This is a genomic window from Chryseobacterium sp. MIQD13 (assembly GCF_050496705.1).
GTDB lineage: Bacteria > Bacteroidota > Bacteroidia > Flavobacteriales > Weeksellaceae > Chryseobacterium.
This window is the reverse complement of record NZ_JBNWAF010000003.1, coordinates 809,250-826,096: the sequence shown is the minus strand read 5'-3', so window position 1 is coordinate 826,096 and position 16,847 is coordinate 809,250. Positions and strand designations below refer to the sequence as shown.

Here is a 16,847-nt window from a genome sequence, read left to right as displayed (position 1 = left end):
CACTATTAAAGGTATTTGGTTGTTTAAAAATTATCTACTTTTGTCTCAAACATAATCTTATGAAGAGAGTATTTCTGGCTGCCGTACTTATGGCATTTAATTTTTCCCCTGCGCAGTTTACAGGTTTCAACATTATCAAAGAAGTAAAAGTTAAAAATAAAGGGGTCGTGGTTTCTGCCCATCCTTTAGCAAGTGAGGCGGGATCAAAAATTATGAAGATGGGCGGAAATGCCTATGATGCTGTTGTAGCAACACAATATGCCCTTGCAGTAGTATATCCTCAGGCCGGAAATATAGGCGGAGGCGGTTTTTTGGTTGGCGTTAAAAATAATGGCGAAAAATTCACCCTGGATTACAGAGAAACTGCTCCCAAAAAAGCTTCCAAGGATATGTACGTTGATAAAAACGGAAAAGCCAATACGGATCTTTCGCAATACGGAAGACTGGCTGTAGGTGTACCGGGAAGCATCTCCGGATTTTTTGCGACTTTGAAATATTGTAAGCTTCCGATGGATAAAATTATCCAGCCAGCAATCGATCTGGCCGAAAAAGGTTTTGCCATTACAGAAATGGAAGCCGATATGCTGAATACCCACAGAGAAAACTTCTTAAAGCATAACAAATCCTCCATCGCATTTGTAAAAGATGTTCCGTGGAAAGCAGGTGATATTTTGGTTCAGAAAGAACTGGCTGAAACACTAAGATTAATTCAGAAATTAGGAGCAAAAGGGTTTTATGAAGGGAAAACAGCCGAATTAATGGTTTCAGAAATGAAAAAAGGCAATGGAATTATTACTTTGGAAGATCTTAAAAATTATAAAACAGCAGAAAGAAAACCCCTGGAATTTGATTATAAAGGAAGCCGTGTGGTAACAATGCCTCTTCCTTCCAGTGGAGGTGTATTACTTGCCCAAATGCTGACGATGGCCGGATATGAAAATCTGGAAAAATATCAGCAGAACTCTACGGAAGCCGTGCAGATCATGACAGAAGCTGAAAGAAGAGCCTTCGCAGACAGGGCTGAATATATGGGTGATCCGGATTTTATTGAAGATAAAACAGCTTATCTGACTTCCGATGCCTATCTGAAAAACAGATGGAAAAGTTTCAGCTTCAGTAAAGCCACTCCAAGTTCGGAAGTTGGAAAAATAATCAGCCAGCCAAATGAATCGACACAGACGACTCACATTTCCGTTATAGATAAAGATGGAAATACAGCTTCTGTAACGACGACTCTTAACGGATATTACGGAAGTAAAGTTGTGGTTTCCGGAGCAGGTTTCTTTTTGAACAACGAAATGGATGACTTCTCTATTAAACCGGGAGTTCCGAATATGTTCGGAGCCGTAGGTGGCGAAGCCAATTCCATACAGCCCAATAAAAGAATGCTTTCTTCCATGACTCCTACCATCTTACTTAAAAACGGAAAACCTTATATGGTTGTAGGTACACCGGGAGGAACTACTATCCCTACTTCAGTTTATCAGTCTATTGTAAATGTTGTAGATTTTAAGCTGAATGCCAATATTTCTGTCAATGCACCGAAATTCCATCATCAATGGCTTCCGGAAAAAATTACGGTAGAAAGTAATTTCCCTGAAAGCACAATCACTGCCCTTAAAAGCAAAAATTATGTGATTGATAAAATAAAATATATCGGGAAAACCGAATTGATACTGATGGACGACAACGGCAATATCCATGCTGTGGCAGATGGCCGCGGTGATGATTCTGTTGCCGTGGAATAATTAAGATACAGGATTCTATCATAGATGCTTCGACTTTGCTCTACATGACAATTTCTAAACTTTACAATTATATATTAGAGATGTTATGTAGAGCAAAGTCGAAGCATTATTTATTAATAAGGTTATGAATAGAAATTTACAATCGGGTTATTTTAACTGATGTTTGTCATGTTTTAAGATAAAATTCTTAATTTTCCGCGTTCAAAATTTAAAAAATATCACTTGAAAGCGAAAAATATACATAACCAGCTTTACTTCCAGGTCATTATTGCAATAGTCGCAGGAATACTTTTAGGAAGGTATTATCCGGAACTGGGTGAGAAAATGAAACCACTGGGTGACGGATTCATCAAACTGGTGAAAATGATTATCGCTCCGGTGATTTTCATTACTTTAACGTTGGGAATTGCCCATATGACCGATCTCAAAAAAGTCGGACGTATTGCAGTAAAAGCAATGATCTATTTCTTTACATTTTCAACTTTAGCTCTGATTATCGGACTGATCGTAGGAAATATTTTACAGCCGGGACATGGTTTGAATATTGATCCTGCCACTCTTTCAGGGGATGTTTCCCAGTATCAGCAAAAGGCCCATGATTCAACGCTGACAGGTTTTATCATGAATATCATTCCAGAGACACTTTTCAGTCCATTAGTTGGTGAAAACATACTTCAGGTGCTTCTGGTAGCTATTTTAATGGGTGTTGCATTAGTCTTGACTAAAGAAAAAAGTCAGAAAGTAACAGATTTTCTGCAGGATCTTTCAACACCTGTTTTCAAAATTGTTCATATGCTGATGAAACTGGCTCCTATCGGAGCTTTTGGAGCAATGGCATTTACTATCGGGAAATATGGTCTTCATTCGGTACTGAATCTTATATTTCTGGTAGGAACATTTTATATTACCTCTATCCTATTTGTTGTCATTGTTTTAGGTGCAGTAGCCTGGTATAACGGGTTTAATATTTTTAAGCTGATGTTTTATCTGAAAGAAGAACTTCTTCTGGTTTTAGGAACCAGTTCTTCTGAATCTGCACTTCCGGGAATTATGGAAAAGCTGGAAAAAGCCGGCTGCTCAAGGGCAATCGTAGGACTTGTGGTGCCTACCGGATATTCTTTCAATCTGGATGGTACCAATATTTATATGACACTGGCTTCTCTTTTTATTGCTCAGGCCCTAAATATTCATCTTCCTCTGGATAAACAGATAATGCTGCTTTTGGTCGCTATGTTAAGCTCAAAAGGAGCAGCTGGTGTTACAGGAGCAGGGTTTGTAACTTTGGCAGCAACACTTGCCGTTGTTCCTGAAATTCCAATTGCGGGAATGACATTAATTTTAGGGATTGATAAATTTATGAGTGAATGCAGGGCTCTAACAAACGTAATTGGGAACTCTGTAGCAACAGTAGTTGTAGCCAACTGGGAAAAACAACTGGATAAAACACAGCTACAGTATTGCCTTGACCACCCACATGAAATTGAGAAAAAATTAGAAATTTAGAGTATAAACCATCACCAAAAACACGCGATAATTAAAATTTTAAGATATGGAAATAACACTTCAACCTATAGCAACAGTTAAAAACTCCCGTACAGAACCAATAGACGATAATTGGGAAACAATCATTGCCGAAATTGAACTGGCCGATCATATTCCAACAGAAGCTTTTAACAGTATTTCAAATTTCTCCCATCTTGAAATTATTTACTATTTCGACAAGGTAAAAGAAGAAGACATTGTTTTTTCAGGGCATCCGAGAGGGAATACAAATTATCCGAGAACAGGCATTTTCGGACAACGCAAAAAAGACAGGCCAAATACAATAGGACTTGCCACAGTTGAATTACTGGAACACAATGAGAGAACGATCAAGGTTAAATTTCTTGATGCTATTGACGGAACTCCGGTACTGGACATTAAACCTGTATTTAAGGAATTTCAGCCGAAAGGTGAAATCAAGCAGCCTGCATGGGTAGCAGATCTTATGAAAAATTATTGGAAATAAGGAAATTACACCAGAATATTCAGGCTTGAAGGTTGTACTTTCACATGAACCGGTGATTTTATTTTATTAAATTCACCATCGAGGTGCCAGTTTTTAGTTGTTACCTTGAATGAAATCTCTGAAACAGGAAGATAGGTTACATATTCATCATCCTTCAGCCTTTTGGTAAACATCCTGAAGGCAAAAAGAGCCGAGTAGGTCAGTGGGAATTTTTTCACAAGAACCATATCTACCAATCCGTCACTTTTACTTGCCTGCGGAGCAATATAAGCGTTGTTTCCGAACTGGCGTGTATTGGCTATGTTCAGCATCAGGTACCGCCCGTTGTACTGTTGGTAGGCTTCATCAAAGAATTTAACCTTGATTGGTTTATAATTGAAGAATGTTTTCAGGGAAACCTTGATATAATTTTTGAATCCGCGGCTGGTCTTTTCAAATTCTTTAACCACCTTCCCATCAAATCCGGTTCCTGAAACATTGATAGACAATCTGTCATTAACGGTAAAAGTATCAATCTTTCTGGACGCTTTAGCTTTGATTTTTTCCAAAAGCTCGTCAAGGTTTTTACTGAATTTAGTCTCATTGGAAAAGCCGTTACCGGATCCGGCCGGAAATATCGCAAGGATCTTATCTGTATTAATAAGACTTTTCGCAACAGTGGAAATCGTTCCGTCACCTCCGATAGCTACAAAGATATCGACATTGTCAAAATTCGTCCTGATAAAATCATCAGTCCCCGGAATAGATTCGGAGATATAATATAAAGGATTACTGACCTTTTTCTTGAGCTCGTCAAGAAACGGCTGATAATTTTTTTTGGCCGAAAAAGGATTAATGATAAAAGCTGCTCTTTCCATTACCGCAAAAATAGAAAATGCTTCCAGATCCGGAAGCATTATTTTATTTTATTTTCATTCTTTCTTTGAATTGTGTATTCAATGTTCCTTTCAGTTCTTCCCAGGATACAGGAATCACAATATCTCCGGCCGCAAAAGCTGTAATTTCGTACGGACTGTAATGGAAGTACAGGTTTTTCTGATCAAAGTAAAAATTATCAGTAGCAGGGATGGCTTCCACCAAAAGCATATCTGAATTTTTCACTTCACCATTACCATCTGTTGTTCCGCTGTTGATCTTATTGATATTTTTCATCAACATGGCTTCAAGTTTAGCTTTTGGCATTGAAGTAATATCTTTAAGCTCCAGTTTTTTATTGTTTTTAAGATCAAAAACTCTTTCTGAAAATCCATAATTATCATGAGCTCCTCCCTCGTATGAGCTCCACACATACCCAATATGCATGTAGTCATTATCATTGGAAACCAGATTCATATGGGAGTTTGTATACCAGTTCTGTGCATAGGAAATATCTGAAATCCAATCTTTACTGTCACTTTTTACGGATTTGAAGTACTTATTTTTATCACTATCCAGATAGGACTGCAGTCCTTTTTTAGAAAAATCTTTGATTCCCTTATTCTGAAAATAGATACTATCCAACAACCGTTTGTCTTTCAAAGTTGGAAAAACAAGCAGTTTGGAGGCGAAACTTACGGTAAGTGAATCTGCAATCTTTGAAGAATCACTGACTTTCACGGAATCGACTGTAAATTTTTCTGCCTGGGGAGTTTCTTTTGTATCAGAATTTATGGTCTGTTCTCCTTTTTTACAAGCTGAAAAAGCAAGGAAAGAAGAAACTGCCAGAACGGCAATTGTATTTTTCATAATTATTTCTTTTGAGTGTGAATGCAAAAACCATTCAAAAAAAGAATGGTTTTGCAAAAATTATTTTAATTCTTAAATATCTGAAGGAAATTTCTCCTCTATGATTTTTTAATCAGGCTTATTACCTGGTTTTCACTTTTTGAAGCTGTCTCCCAAATTTGCTTGAATGCAGGATAGTACTCTTTGGGATAATCCGGACTTACAATTTTTGTGGTAGAGATTATTTCCAGCTTGTTACCTTTTTGTTCGGCAATATAGCTGTATTCAATTTCTTTATCCTGTGTTACAATTTTTTTACTTTTCGGCATTGCCTCTATAGTATAGTCTTCCGGTATTTCCAGGGTTACTTTTTTCACTTTGGTAAATGAGGAAATAAAGTCGATATCATATTTTCTCTCATCAGTCTGATCAAATTCATTGGAGTTTTTGTTCAGGAAAAGCATCGGGTTGATGATCATTTTCTTCCCAACTTTATCTATAAGATTATCTGAAGTGAATTTCATAGTACTTTCAAAATCTCCATTTTCCAGAGCTTTCGACTCAATTCCTGTAAAATCTATTGAATAATTATCTTTATACTGTTTTTTATATTTTTCAGCATTTTCATCATAGCTTTCTTTAACAAACATGGCATATGAACCGGTATCTTTATCAGTATACGTTCCGGAAATGCTCCCGTCTTCGTTGATCTTTGCTTCTGTAGTAAGATAATTGAAGCTGGTTGTAGCATTTTCCATCTGCAATAGGGTAGCTTTCTCTTTGGCCATCAGAACACCATACTGATTCCAGTCTCTTGGAGGAAGATTATTTACAGATCCTTGTTTTGCAGTAGCGTCATAGAGATAATATCTGTCCTTTATTTTAACAGCTGCTATAACAAAATTCATCCCGACGATGCTTGGTGAAACTAAATTGATCAAGCCGTTGTCCACAGTGGAGATTACAAGAGGATCAGCTTTTAATCCAGCTTCCCTAAGCATCATGATAAGGAAAAGATTAATTTCAGCAGCATTTCCTGTTTTAGTTTCTACCAGTTTTTTTATTCCGTCTTCTGTATAAACCCCTCGGTCTTTGTTCCAGGTAAATGTATTTTTTACATATTTAAAAATGGCATCTGCTTTTTCAGTATCTGAATTCAGACCTGAAATAATTGAGGTTACATTTTCTTTAGCCAGTTTTGTTTTTTTCAGTTCTTCCCCAAAATCGTCATCTTTATAAAGCTTTTCTTTGATTTCTTCCCATGAAGAGGAATACATTTTAAGTTGACCAAAATTAGTTGAATGAAGTTCTGCACTTACTTTCGTACGGTAATTCCTGTCATTCTTAACAAATTTTTCAGTTTTGAACCCTTTTAGGTTTTCATATCCGAATCTATAGGTCTTAAATGGCATTCCATACATTGTTTTCTCCTCTACCATTCTATATTTTGGAGCTAATGAACCTGTATAATTTACATTATAAGCTATATGTGAGGGGCTATCCAGAATATACTCTGTGTACAGTGAAGGTGCATCAGATTCTATTATGATCTGTGGAACCGAATATAAAAAGGGAGATAAAACTTCATACTGATATTCTATAACAGACCCATTTTTCACATTAGGAAAAGCAAATTTTGTGATGGTTGTATACTTGCTTTCCTTACTTTTATATTTTGAACTTTTATCTACTTTTGTACTTGCTGCCGCTCCATTTTCAAGATTATAGACGAAGGCTTTCATTTTGCTTAACGTTTCTTCATCACCTCCGGCATTTTTAAACAGTGGAATTTCAAGGTTCAACCAGTCTTCTGCTTTATCTTTATCATAGATTTTTACTCTGTAAAAAACATTCTTCTTAAGATTTCCTGTAGAAGTATCAATATTAAAATGGACTGATTTATATAAAATTTCTGCAGGCGCATTTTCATCCAGCGTTGATTTTACTTTGGAAAGATCAGCATTATCAAATTTCGGAGGGTCCAGAAATTCATGCTTCTGACCGTTTACAGAGATCAGAATTCCGAAGCAGAAAGCCGTTAATAAGTTTTTTTTCATGATTAGATTTTAGTCAGTAGTATTTTAGAATTATCAGTATTCAGAGTTTTTTTTCTGAAACTTACGTAATCGTTATATTTTTCTTTCGGAAATATTCCTTTATTAATTTTAATGAATCGTGTAACTTTCAACGATTCTCCGTTTTTCACAATATTCAGTTTATAGGTTCCAAATTCAGAATTGATGGTTACATTTTCCGGAACTTCATCAATTTTGTAATTTTTGGGAATTGCAAAATCAATTTCATATTCATCCTGAAAAGACTGTCCTATTTCAAATGGAAGCTCCCTGTTTTCATCAGATTTATAAAAATTATTGGTAAAAATAGGTACTGCTCTGAAAATCAAATTTGCTCCCGTATTTTTGGAATAATTATTTGCTTTAAAATCCAGATTGAATTTTATGACAGCATTATCTTTATCATTGACAAGATCTTTCATTTCTGCTTTTTCAAAATTCAGAACATCGAATCTTTTTTTCAAAACCTCAGTTTTTTCTTTTGGTGACAGATAGGTATAAGCCAGATTATTATCATACTGACTTCCTGTATAGGCAAACTGAATCTCTCCGTTGATGCTGTTATCTTCTGAAAGATTAATTTTTAGAGTCTGCTTTTCTCTGTTCTGCTCAGCTGTATATGAAGGTGTATTGATAAGTTCTATTCCTTTTTTAGTTACAGCAAGAACATTTCTGTCTGTAGTACTGTAGCCCAGATGATTGAAAGCAATCTGCTGTGAAGTATTTTCAAGCCAGATATTTCCTTTTTCTGTAGGTACCATCAGAATTGCATGATTCCCTCCCATTGATGGAAAATCCGGATCAAAAGAAATATCAGATGAACCGGAATTGATCACACAATAGTTTGATGGAATTCCTGCCTCATTCAATAAGGTTTTCATATAATTGGTCAATCCTTTACAATCGCCATAGCCCTTTTTCTGAACTTCATCGGGAAACATTGGAAGCCATCCTCCAATACCCAATCCTACAAATATATACCTGGTTTTCGACTGCATATATTGATACAGCTTTTTAACTTTTTCTTCTGTTGAACCTTCTAATTTTAAAGCAGCCACTTCTGCTTTAATAGCCGGAGTAGATGCAGAAACAGGCTCAACAAGATTAGTATAATACCAGGTTCCAAAATCTGTCCAACTGTTCAAAGTTCCTTGCTTACCTTCCAGATTGAATTTGGCCAAAGTAAAACTTACTTTAGGCAATATTTTCTCAGGCTGAGGCAGCATCTGCACATCATCTATTGCAGGAACATTCTTGTAAGAATAAGTCTTTTCATTACCACTATCAGCAGCAGTTACAGCTGTATAATTATATTTTGAAGGATAAGTTTTAGTCTTAAGATCAATTCCTGATTTATTGATTATTTTGAACTGAGCTTCTTCCAGAGATATATTCGGGGAGGAAAACGGTAAAAAATCGGGAATGAAAATGGTATTTTCATTTGTGATCTGATATGAGAAATCTACTGTATAAGGATAATAGGCTGAAGTATATGACAATGCAAGAACCCTGTTATCTGAATAAAATACTCCCTGGGTATTGTTGGCAAAGTCACCAAAATCAGATTTGGAAAAATTTTTTATTTTTTTTCCGGATTCATCATAAACAGTCACTTTCACATCGGAAATATTATCGCCTTTCTGATAGGGAATATAAATCTGCGCTTTAGAGTCACCATCTTTATTTAAAACGGTTGTTACCTTATTATATTGATATTTGATTTCGTCAATCTTATTGATCTGAGCTGTTGTAAAATCCTTTCGGATAACAATATCTGCATTTTTCTTTAAATTTTCAGGAATGGCAGAAACCGGATAGGTTTGTGCAAAGTATATTGAGGCTGTGGATAATGCCCCCAGAATTAGTATTTTCTTCATTAATTTTTTATTTGTATTCTTATTTTTTCACCAAAATAATCACTTGGTTTTCAGAGTCTGACATCACTTTCCAGACCTGCTTAAAGAAAGGATAATATTCTTTTGGATAGTTCTGGCTTGCAATATTAATTTTAGAGGTAATAATCAGTTTATTTCCTACAGTTTCCGACTTATAAGAATAGGCTATTTCTTTATCATCTGTCTGTATTTTTTTATCTTTTGGAAAACTTGTTACTTTATAATCTGCAGGAATCTCCAATTCTATTCTTTTCTCTTTCTCAAAGGCTGAAATAAAATCAATCTGGTACCTTCTTTCATCAGTCTGATTAAATGTATCATTTCCTGAAGTAAGGAACAGAAAAGGATTGATTACAATTTTACTTCCAACCACATCCATTAGGTTATTTCCTGAAAATTTCATCTGGGTTTCAAAATCACCATTCTCGGTAAGTTTGGATTCTACCTCTTTGATATCTGCTCCATATTTTGTTTTAAAGGATTCATTATACTTATCCTTATTAAAATCAAATTCATCATAAGCCTCAATAGCAAACATTCCATTATCTTTTTGAGTAAATGTTCCTTTGATTATAGAATTTTCTAAATCTACAGAAGCTTTGATCACCTGCTCTTTTTTGCTGATATTAGTATTGGAAAAAGAAAGATCTGTTCCCTTATCTTTTTCTATTAATATTCCGAAGTCATTCCAATCTCTCTCTGGCAAAAGATTTGCCTTAGAAGCATAAGATGTTCCATCATAAAAATGGATTTGGTCATTAATTTTAACAGAGGCCAGTACAAAATTCACCTCATCCAGACCGGGTGCAGTAATATTCAAAATCCCATGATCTGTTGTAGAGATCAAAACAGGATTGGCTTCAATTCCTGCATTTCTAAGGAGCATAATAAGAAAGAGATTAATATCTGCACTGTTTCCTGATTTTGTTTTCAGAAGCTTGCTTAATCCCTGACTGGCTATTACATCATCGTTCCTGTTCCACTTATAATTTTCTTTAACAAAATTGAAAATTTTATTCGCTCTTTCTAACGGATCATAGTAGGTTTTGATGCTTTCAGGTAGTATATCCTTTACATTACTATTCAAATAGTTTCCAAAATTATCCGAAGTATAAAGTAATTCCGCAATTTTATTCCAGCTTTTAAATGTAGTATATCTATAGTTTCCGGCTGAATAACTTTTTACCTCAGGTCTTACCTTTGCTCTGTTTCTGTTCAGGTCTTTTACAAAACTTTCCTTCTGTTTTGATTTTGTATTTTCATAGCCAAACCTGATTATATCATATGAAACACCAAGATGAGCTTCAGAATTGTTATACTGATGATCGGGCTTTATAACCGTACCTGTTGTATCAAAAGTATAATCAAGATTCTCATGCGGATACTCCAGATTAAATTCCTGATATACTACAGGAATATTATACTCCAGAAAATAGCTGGTGTTAAAAATATTTGATGATGAGATTTTGTACTTATACTCTATTACGGCTCCGTCTGATACATTGGGAATTGCCAGCTTGAAAAACCTTAAACCTTTTGTAAAATTTTCTTTAAGCTGCTCTTTTTTATCAATCAAAATTTTTTCTACCTTATTATTAACAAGGTTATATACCTTCACTTCATATTTATCCAATACATTACCGGAATAAATAGGAATTTCTATATTTAGCCATTCTTCTGCATTTTTCTTGTCATAAATTTTTATTTTAGAATAGTATTCTTTCTCGACAAGAAAATTTGGTCCAATGGAATTATTTGCAATATGATATCGAACACTATTGTAAAGGATTTCCGCTGGAGCACTTTTTTCTATCAGTGAATTTGTTTTCTTTAAATCAGTTTCATCAAAAGCAGGCTGGACAAGAAATTTATGTTGCGAAAAAAACATATTGAATGCGAAACAGCATACTGCTATATTGAATTTAGTATTGGTTATCATAGTTTTTTTAGTTTTTAAGATTTTCATAGAAAATTTCATCAAATTTATAGATCCACATTATGGTAAAATCCTCCTGGATAAGAGTATTAGCAGTTTTCTTTAAATTTTCAAGGAATGGTAGACCGAATAAGTTTGTGCAAAATATATAGAGTTTGTAGACAAAGCCTCTATAATCAAAATTTTCATCATAGTTATTAAAAGTTGAGCAAAAATAATAAAATCTTAATAACTGTTAATTTTTTATTTTAAAATAAACAAAAATACTTTATAAAAGACTAATATACAGCAGTTTATTTTATGGTAAATTTTAACAAATTACATCTCTCATTAAGGATTTTTATAATTTTCTCACAATAATCTCATCATAATTTTTCAATTATGAAATTGGAAACAAAAAAAGACTCCATTTCTGAAGTCTTCAAAATATCTTTTTATTGATTGTTAATCATTTGGAATTCTGTTGCTGTCATATTTATCACTGCTAAAAGCAAGAACCGGAACGAAAATAAATCCAAAGAAGAACAAAAGAATAGTATAAACCGGAGTCTCTTTTCCAAAAGCTTTCGCCAGCCTATCATTTACCACCCATCCTGCATATATATTAACAAAAGGAATTATCAGTAAAATAATCCACCATATGGGTTTCTTTACAATATCCAATAATACGATGATATTGTAAACCGGGACAAAAGCCGCCCAGGCATCTTCTCTTCCGGCTTTCTGAAATATTTTATACATACAGTATCCGTAAAATATATAAATCAGTAATCCGAAGATCATACTTCCCAATCCCAGTCCTGCAGCTGCAGCACCTGACATTGTATCTACCCCGTCATAAGGGTCTGTTTGTAAAAGAGTTAACATATTATTATTTTTTATTGGTTTTCACCAAATATAAAAAAAGCTTCTAATACATAGAAGCTTTTTTTAATATATTTTTAATAATAATTATGCATCAATCTTTGCATATTTCGCATTTTTTTCGATAAATTCTCTTCTTGGTGGCACTTCATCCCCCATCAGCATTGAGAATATACTATCAGCCTCTACCGCATTATCAATCGTTACCTGCTTTAAAATTCTGTGCTCAGGATTAAGGGTTGTTTCCCAAAGCTGCTCAGGGTTCATTTCCCCAAGACCTTTATATCGCTGAACTTCTACTCCTTTTCCGTCCGGAGCCATTTCTAAAGTAAACTCTTCACGCTCTTTTTCGTTGTAGGCATATATCTTTTTGTTTCCTTTCTTCAATAAATATAAAGGTGGCTGAGCAATATATATATATCCGTTTTCAATAAGTTCCTTCATAAATCTGAAGAAGAACGTAAGAATCAGGGTAGAAATGTGGGATCCATCGATATCGGCATCGGTCATAATCACAATTTTATGATATCTCAGCTTAGCCATATTTAAGGCCTTACTGTCTTCTTCTGTTCCTACAGAAACTCCAAGAGCTGTATAGATGTTTTTAATCTCTTCGTTATCATATACTTTATGAAGCATTGACTTTTCAACGTTAAGAATCTTACCTCTCAAAGGTAAAATAGCCTGGAAATGTCTGTCTCTACCTTGCTTAGCAGTTCCACCTGCGGAATCTCCCTCTACTAAGAACAGTTCAGATTCTGCCGGATCTTTAGATGAGCAGTCTGATAATTTCCCCGGAAGTCCGGAACCGCCCATAGGAGATTTTCTCTGAACCATTTCACGGGCTTTCTTCGCTGCCTGTCTTGCTTTTGCTGCTAAAACGACTTTCTGAACAATAATCTTTGCTTCAGTAGGGTTTTCTTCCAGGAAATTGGTAAGCATTTCCCCTACAATTTTATCTACAGCACCGGAAACTTCAGAGTTACCTAATTTAGTTTTAGTCTGTCCTTCAAACTGAGGCTCCATTACCTTTACAGAAATTACGGCAGTAAGTCCCTCACGGAAGTCATCACCGGTAATTTCCACTTTTTCTTTTTGTGGAATTCCTAAATCATCAGCATACTTTTTAAGGGTTCTCGTCAAAGCACGTCTGAAACCTGCAAGGTGAGTTCCTCCCTCATGGGTATTGATATTATTAACGTAAGAGTGAAGGTTTTCACTGAATGAAGTATTGTAACGCATCGCCACTTCTACAGGAATATCATCTCTTTCACCTTCCATGAAGATTACATTCTCCATGATAGATTCCCGGTTTCCGTCAATATGGGCAACGAATTCCTTTAACCCGCCTTCAGAATAGAAAATTTCTGTTTTGAAGGATCCGTCTTCCAATGTTTCTCTTTCATCGGTAAGGGTAATTGTAATTCCTCTGTTAAGATAAGAAAGCTCTCTTAAACGGCTTGCTAAAGTATCATAGTTGTATACCAGTTCTGTGAAAATACTATCATCAGGCTGGAAGAACTGTTTGGTTCCTCTTTTATCACTGTGACCAATTTCTTCAACCCCGGTTTGTGCTTTTCCTCTGGAATATATCTGCTGATAAACGTTTCCGTCTCTGTAAACGGTAGTAATCATTTCATTGGAAAGTGCATTCACACACGAAACCCCAACTCCGTGAAGTCCTCCGGAAACTTTGTAAGAATCTTTATCGAATTTACCTCCTGCTCCAATTTTTGTCATTACAACCTCAAGAGCAGATTTTTGTTCTTTTTCGTGGAAATCTACAGGAATACCTCTACCGTTATCACTAACCTCGATCCCGTTTCCTTCTTTAATGCTGACAAAGATCGTGTCGCAGAATCCTGCCAATGCTTCGTCAATAGAGTTATCTACTACTTCATAAACCAAATGATGGAGACCTCTTACTCCTACATCACCAATGTACATTGAAGGACGCATACGAACGTGCTCCATTCCTTCCAATGCCTGAATACTACTAGCTGTATATTGTTTCTGACTCATATAAATTATTAAAATCCTGCCAAATGCAGAGACTCACAAAGATCGTGATTTTTTTCGACTTATGAAAGTTAAAATATGTCAAAAAAGAGTAGAATTATAATGAAAACAAGAACTGAATTTTATCTAAAAAAGTTTAAAGTTATTACCTATTTCTCAAACACCAACTGTGTTAAATCATATTCTACATCCGTATTTTATGCTTAAATTTATTTACTCAAAAGTTGATTATTATGGATGATTTTATTGCAGCCCGGGCGCAGATGGCTCTCTCGCTGGGCTTTCATATCATTTTTTCCTGTGTGGGAATGGTAATGCCCTTTCTGATGGCCTTTGCCCACTGGAAATATCTCAAAACCAATAATGAAGTATATAAAGGCCTTACAAAAGCCTGGAGTAAAGGAGTAGCAATTCTCTTTGCCACAGGTGCCGTTTCTGGCACTATGCTTTCTTTTGAGCTTGGACTTCTGTGGCCTGGATTCATGAAGCATGCGGGACCCATTTTCGGAATGCCGTTTTCTCTGGAAGGAACTGCATTTTTTATTGAAGCCATTGCCATTGGATTCTTTTTATATGGTTGGGAGAAATTCAATAAATGGTTTCATTGGTTCTGTGGATTTCTGGTAGGTTTAAGCGGATTGGCCTCCGGTATCCTTGTCGTTGCAGCCAATGCCTGGATGAATTCGCCTGCAGGTTTTGATTATATTAATGGACAATATTTAAATATAGACCCTATTAAAGCCATGTTTAACGAAGCATGGTTTCCTCAGGCTCTTCATATGACCGTTGCAGCTTTCTGTGCTACAGGATTTGCCGTTGCAGGAGTTCACGCTTTGTTGATTATGAAAGGAAAAAATGTAGAATTCCATACAAAAGCTTTCAGAATTGCTGCCGGATTTGCTTTAATCGGGGCCTTTGGAGCGCCTTTAAGCGGTGACGTTGCAGCAAAATCCGTCGCTGAAAGACAGCCTATTAAACTCGCTGCCATGGAAGCTCACTTTGAAACTGAAAAAGGAGCATCATTTGTACTGGGCGGAATTCCTGATGAAGAGAAAGGAGAAGTGAAATATGCCGTTAAAATTCCCAAAGTATTAAGTTTTCTTGTTAGTAATGATTTCAATTCCGAAGTAAAAGGATTGAAGGATTTTCCCCGTGACGAATGGCCTCCGGTGGCTGTTGTTCACTACGCTTTTCAAATCATGATTTTTTTCGGCGTTGTGATGATCTGCATCGGGGCTGTGTACCTCTACTCTTTCTTCTTCAAAAAGGAATGGCTGAGTAAAAACTGGCTTTTAAAAACATTTCTGATCGCTACCCCTTTCGGATATATTGCTTTGGAGGCAGGATGGACCGTTACCGAGGTAGGAAGACAACCGTGGATCATCTACGGAATCATGAGAACGGCAGATGCAGTAACGCCAATGCCCGGAATACAGTATTCATTCTACTTCTTTACTGCTATTTTCGTATCATTATCACTGATTATCATCTTCCTTCTGAGAAGACAGATCCAGATGGTACCGAAACTTTATGATCCTACAGACGCTCAGTTTAACGATAAAAACAAAAAATCATGATTTATATTGTTATAGGTTTTCTATGGCTTTCTATCTGTCTTTATATCATTTTGGGCGGAGCGGATTTCGGAGCCGGAATTGTAGAGCTTTTTACCCATAAAAAAGCCCGCCATAAAACAAAGGAGATCATGTATGAATCCATCGCACCGGTATGGGAAGCCAATCATATGTGGCTGATTATTGCGATCGTTATTCTTTTCGTTGGATTTCCCGAGATTTATACAACAATGTCTACTTATCTCCATATTCCTCTGGTACTGATGCTTTTGGGAATTATTGCAAGGGGTACTGCTTTTACATTCAGACATTATGATGCGGTGAAAGACAATATGCAGGTTTTATATACGCAGGTTTTCTATTATGCAAGCCTTCTGACTCCATTTTTTCTGGGTCTGATTGCAGCAGCTACTGTTTCGCATTCTATCAATCCAGATGCGGTTGGATTTTTAGATTTATATATCTTTAGTTGGCTGAATTGGTTTGGTGTTTCCGTAGGACTTTTTACGGTAGCTCTATGTGCTTATTTAGCTTCCATATTTTCATTAAGGGAAACCCGTGACAAAGCTGATCTTACACTGATGATCAGAAAGTCTAAACAGACTATGATTTTTGTAGTAATTACAGGAATACTGGTATTCTTAACTGCCTATGCTTCGGACATTCCTCTTTTGATGTGGATATTTTCAAAACCGTTAGGAATTATGGCTATTGTTTTTGCTACAATTGCCCTCTTTCTTATCCTTCGGGCTATGAATCAGCGGAAATTACTTCCGGTACGGGCATTAGCAGGATTTCAAATGGTGATGATCCTTATTGCAGCTACTTATCAGCATAATCCTGATATTATTTTATTAGGAAACGGACAGCACCTTTCATTATTGGAACATATGGCACCTGCAAAAACAATATCAGCTTTGGGATGGGCTCTGATGCTGGGTTCATTGTTTATTCTGCCGTTTTTGTTTTACCTGATGGCTTCGTTCAGTAAACTGAGAAAGTAAAAATTCAAATAAAAAAAGAC

General features: G+C 35.8%; 12 protein-coding genes. 5 read left to right on the top strand and 7 right to left on the bottom strand.

Translation table 11 applies throughout. The features are described 5' to 3' along the window. Positions 1-59 precede the first annotated feature (59 nt). The 3 genes from ggt to tsaA all read left to right on the top strand — a co-directional run bounded on the left by ggt (position 60) and on the right by tsaA (position 3,756). The gene (gene ggt / locus ACQWU4_RS16070; RefSeq protein ID WP_429936770.1) at positions 60-1,748 is read left to right on the top strand and encodes a gamma-glutamyltransferase; all 1,689 of its coding nucleotides are present in this window, start codon (positions 60-62) and stop codon (positions 1,746-1,748) included. Positions 1,749-1,970: 222 nt separating this feature from the next. Further along, positions 1,971-3,251, top strand: a complete 1,281-nt coding sequence (locus tag ACQWU4_RS16065; protein WP_429936769.1) for a dicarboxylate/amino acid:cation symporter — start codon at positions 1,971-1,973, stop codon at positions 3,249-3,251. Positions 3,252-3,297: 46 nt separating this feature from the next. Beyond that, positions 3,298-3,756 (top strand): tRNA (N6-threonylcarbamoyladenosine(37)-N6)-methyltransferase TrmO, encoded by a 459-nt coding sequence (gene tsaA, locus ACQWU4_RS16060; RefSeq protein WP_429936768.1) that lies wholly within the window; start codon positions 3,298-3,300, stop codon positions 3,754-3,756. A gap of 5 nt (positions 3,757-3,761) precedes the next feature. Here tsaA and ACQWU4_RS16055 read toward each other — a convergent pair whose 3' ends face one another. The 7 genes from ACQWU4_RS16055 to gyrB form a co-directional block, all read right to left on the bottom strand. Then, on the bottom strand, positions 3,762-4,652 hold the full coding sequence (locus ACQWU4_RS16055) for a diacylglycerol/lipid kinase family protein (protein ID WP_429936767.1): 891 nt from the start codon (positions 4,650-4,652) through the stop codon (positions 3,762-3,764). 4 nt (positions 4,653-4,656) lie between these two features. Beyond that, positions 4,657-5,481: an RsiV family protein gene (locus ACQWU4_RS16050; RefSeq protein ID WP_429936766.1), complete on the bottom strand. Its 825-nt coding sequence runs from the start codon at positions 5,479-5,481 to the stop codon at positions 4,657-4,659. Between the two features lie 98 nt (positions 5,482-5,579). After that, on the bottom strand, positions 5,580-7,517 hold the full coding sequence (locus ACQWU4_RS16045) for a transglutaminase domain-containing protein (RefSeq protein WP_429936765.1): 1,938 nt from the start codon (positions 7,515-7,517) through the stop codon (positions 5,580-5,582). 2 nt (positions 7,518-7,519) lie between these two features. Continuing rightward, the gene (locus ACQWU4_RS16040) at positions 7,520-9,412 is read right to left on the bottom strand and encodes a DUF3857 domain-containing protein (protein ID WP_429936764.1); all 1,893 of its coding nucleotides are present in this window, start codon (positions 9,410-9,412) and stop codon (positions 7,520-7,522) included. A 19-nt stretch (positions 9,413-9,431) separates the two neighbouring features. Further along, entirely contained in the window at positions 9,432-11,369 is a 1,938-nt protein-coding gene (locus ACQWU4_RS16035) for a transglutaminase domain-containing protein (RefSeq protein ID WP_429936763.1), read from the bottom strand. Positions 11,370-11,810: 441 nt separating this feature from the next. Beyond that, on the bottom strand, positions 11,811-12,233 hold the full coding sequence (locus ACQWU4_RS16030) for a DUF5684 domain-containing protein (protein WP_429936762.1): 423 nt from the start codon (positions 12,231-12,233) through the stop codon (positions 11,811-11,813). A gap of 84 nt (positions 12,234-12,317) precedes the next feature. Next, positions 12,318-14,252 carry a DNA topoisomerase (ATP-hydrolyzing) subunit B gene (gene gyrB / locus ACQWU4_RS16025; RefSeq protein ID WP_429936761.1) on the bottom strand — a complete coding sequence of 645 codons (1,935 nt, stop codon included), beginning with the start codon at positions 14,250-14,252 and terminating at the stop codon, positions 12,318-12,320. A gap of 230 nt (positions 14,253-14,482) precedes the next feature. On the opposite strand from gyrB, the gene ACQWU4_RS16020 reads away from it, so the two are divergent. Together ACQWU4_RS16020 and ACQWU4_RS16015 are read left to right on the top strand one after the other, a co-directional pair. After that, positions 14,483-15,826 (top strand): cytochrome ubiquinol oxidase subunit I, encoded by a 1,344-nt coding sequence (locus tag ACQWU4_RS16020; RefSeq protein WP_429936760.1) that lies wholly within the window; start codon positions 14,483-14,485, stop codon positions 15,824-15,826. After that, a complete protein-coding gene (locus ACQWU4_RS16015; RefSeq protein ID WP_429936759.1) occupies positions 15,823-16,827 on the top strand; it encodes a cytochrome d ubiquinol oxidase subunit II in 1,005 nt (334 codons plus the stop codon). Before ACQWU4_RS16020 ends, ACQWU4_RS16015 begins: the two co-directional genes overlap by 4 nt. The last annotated feature ends 20 nt before the right edge of the window (positions 16,828-16,847 follow it).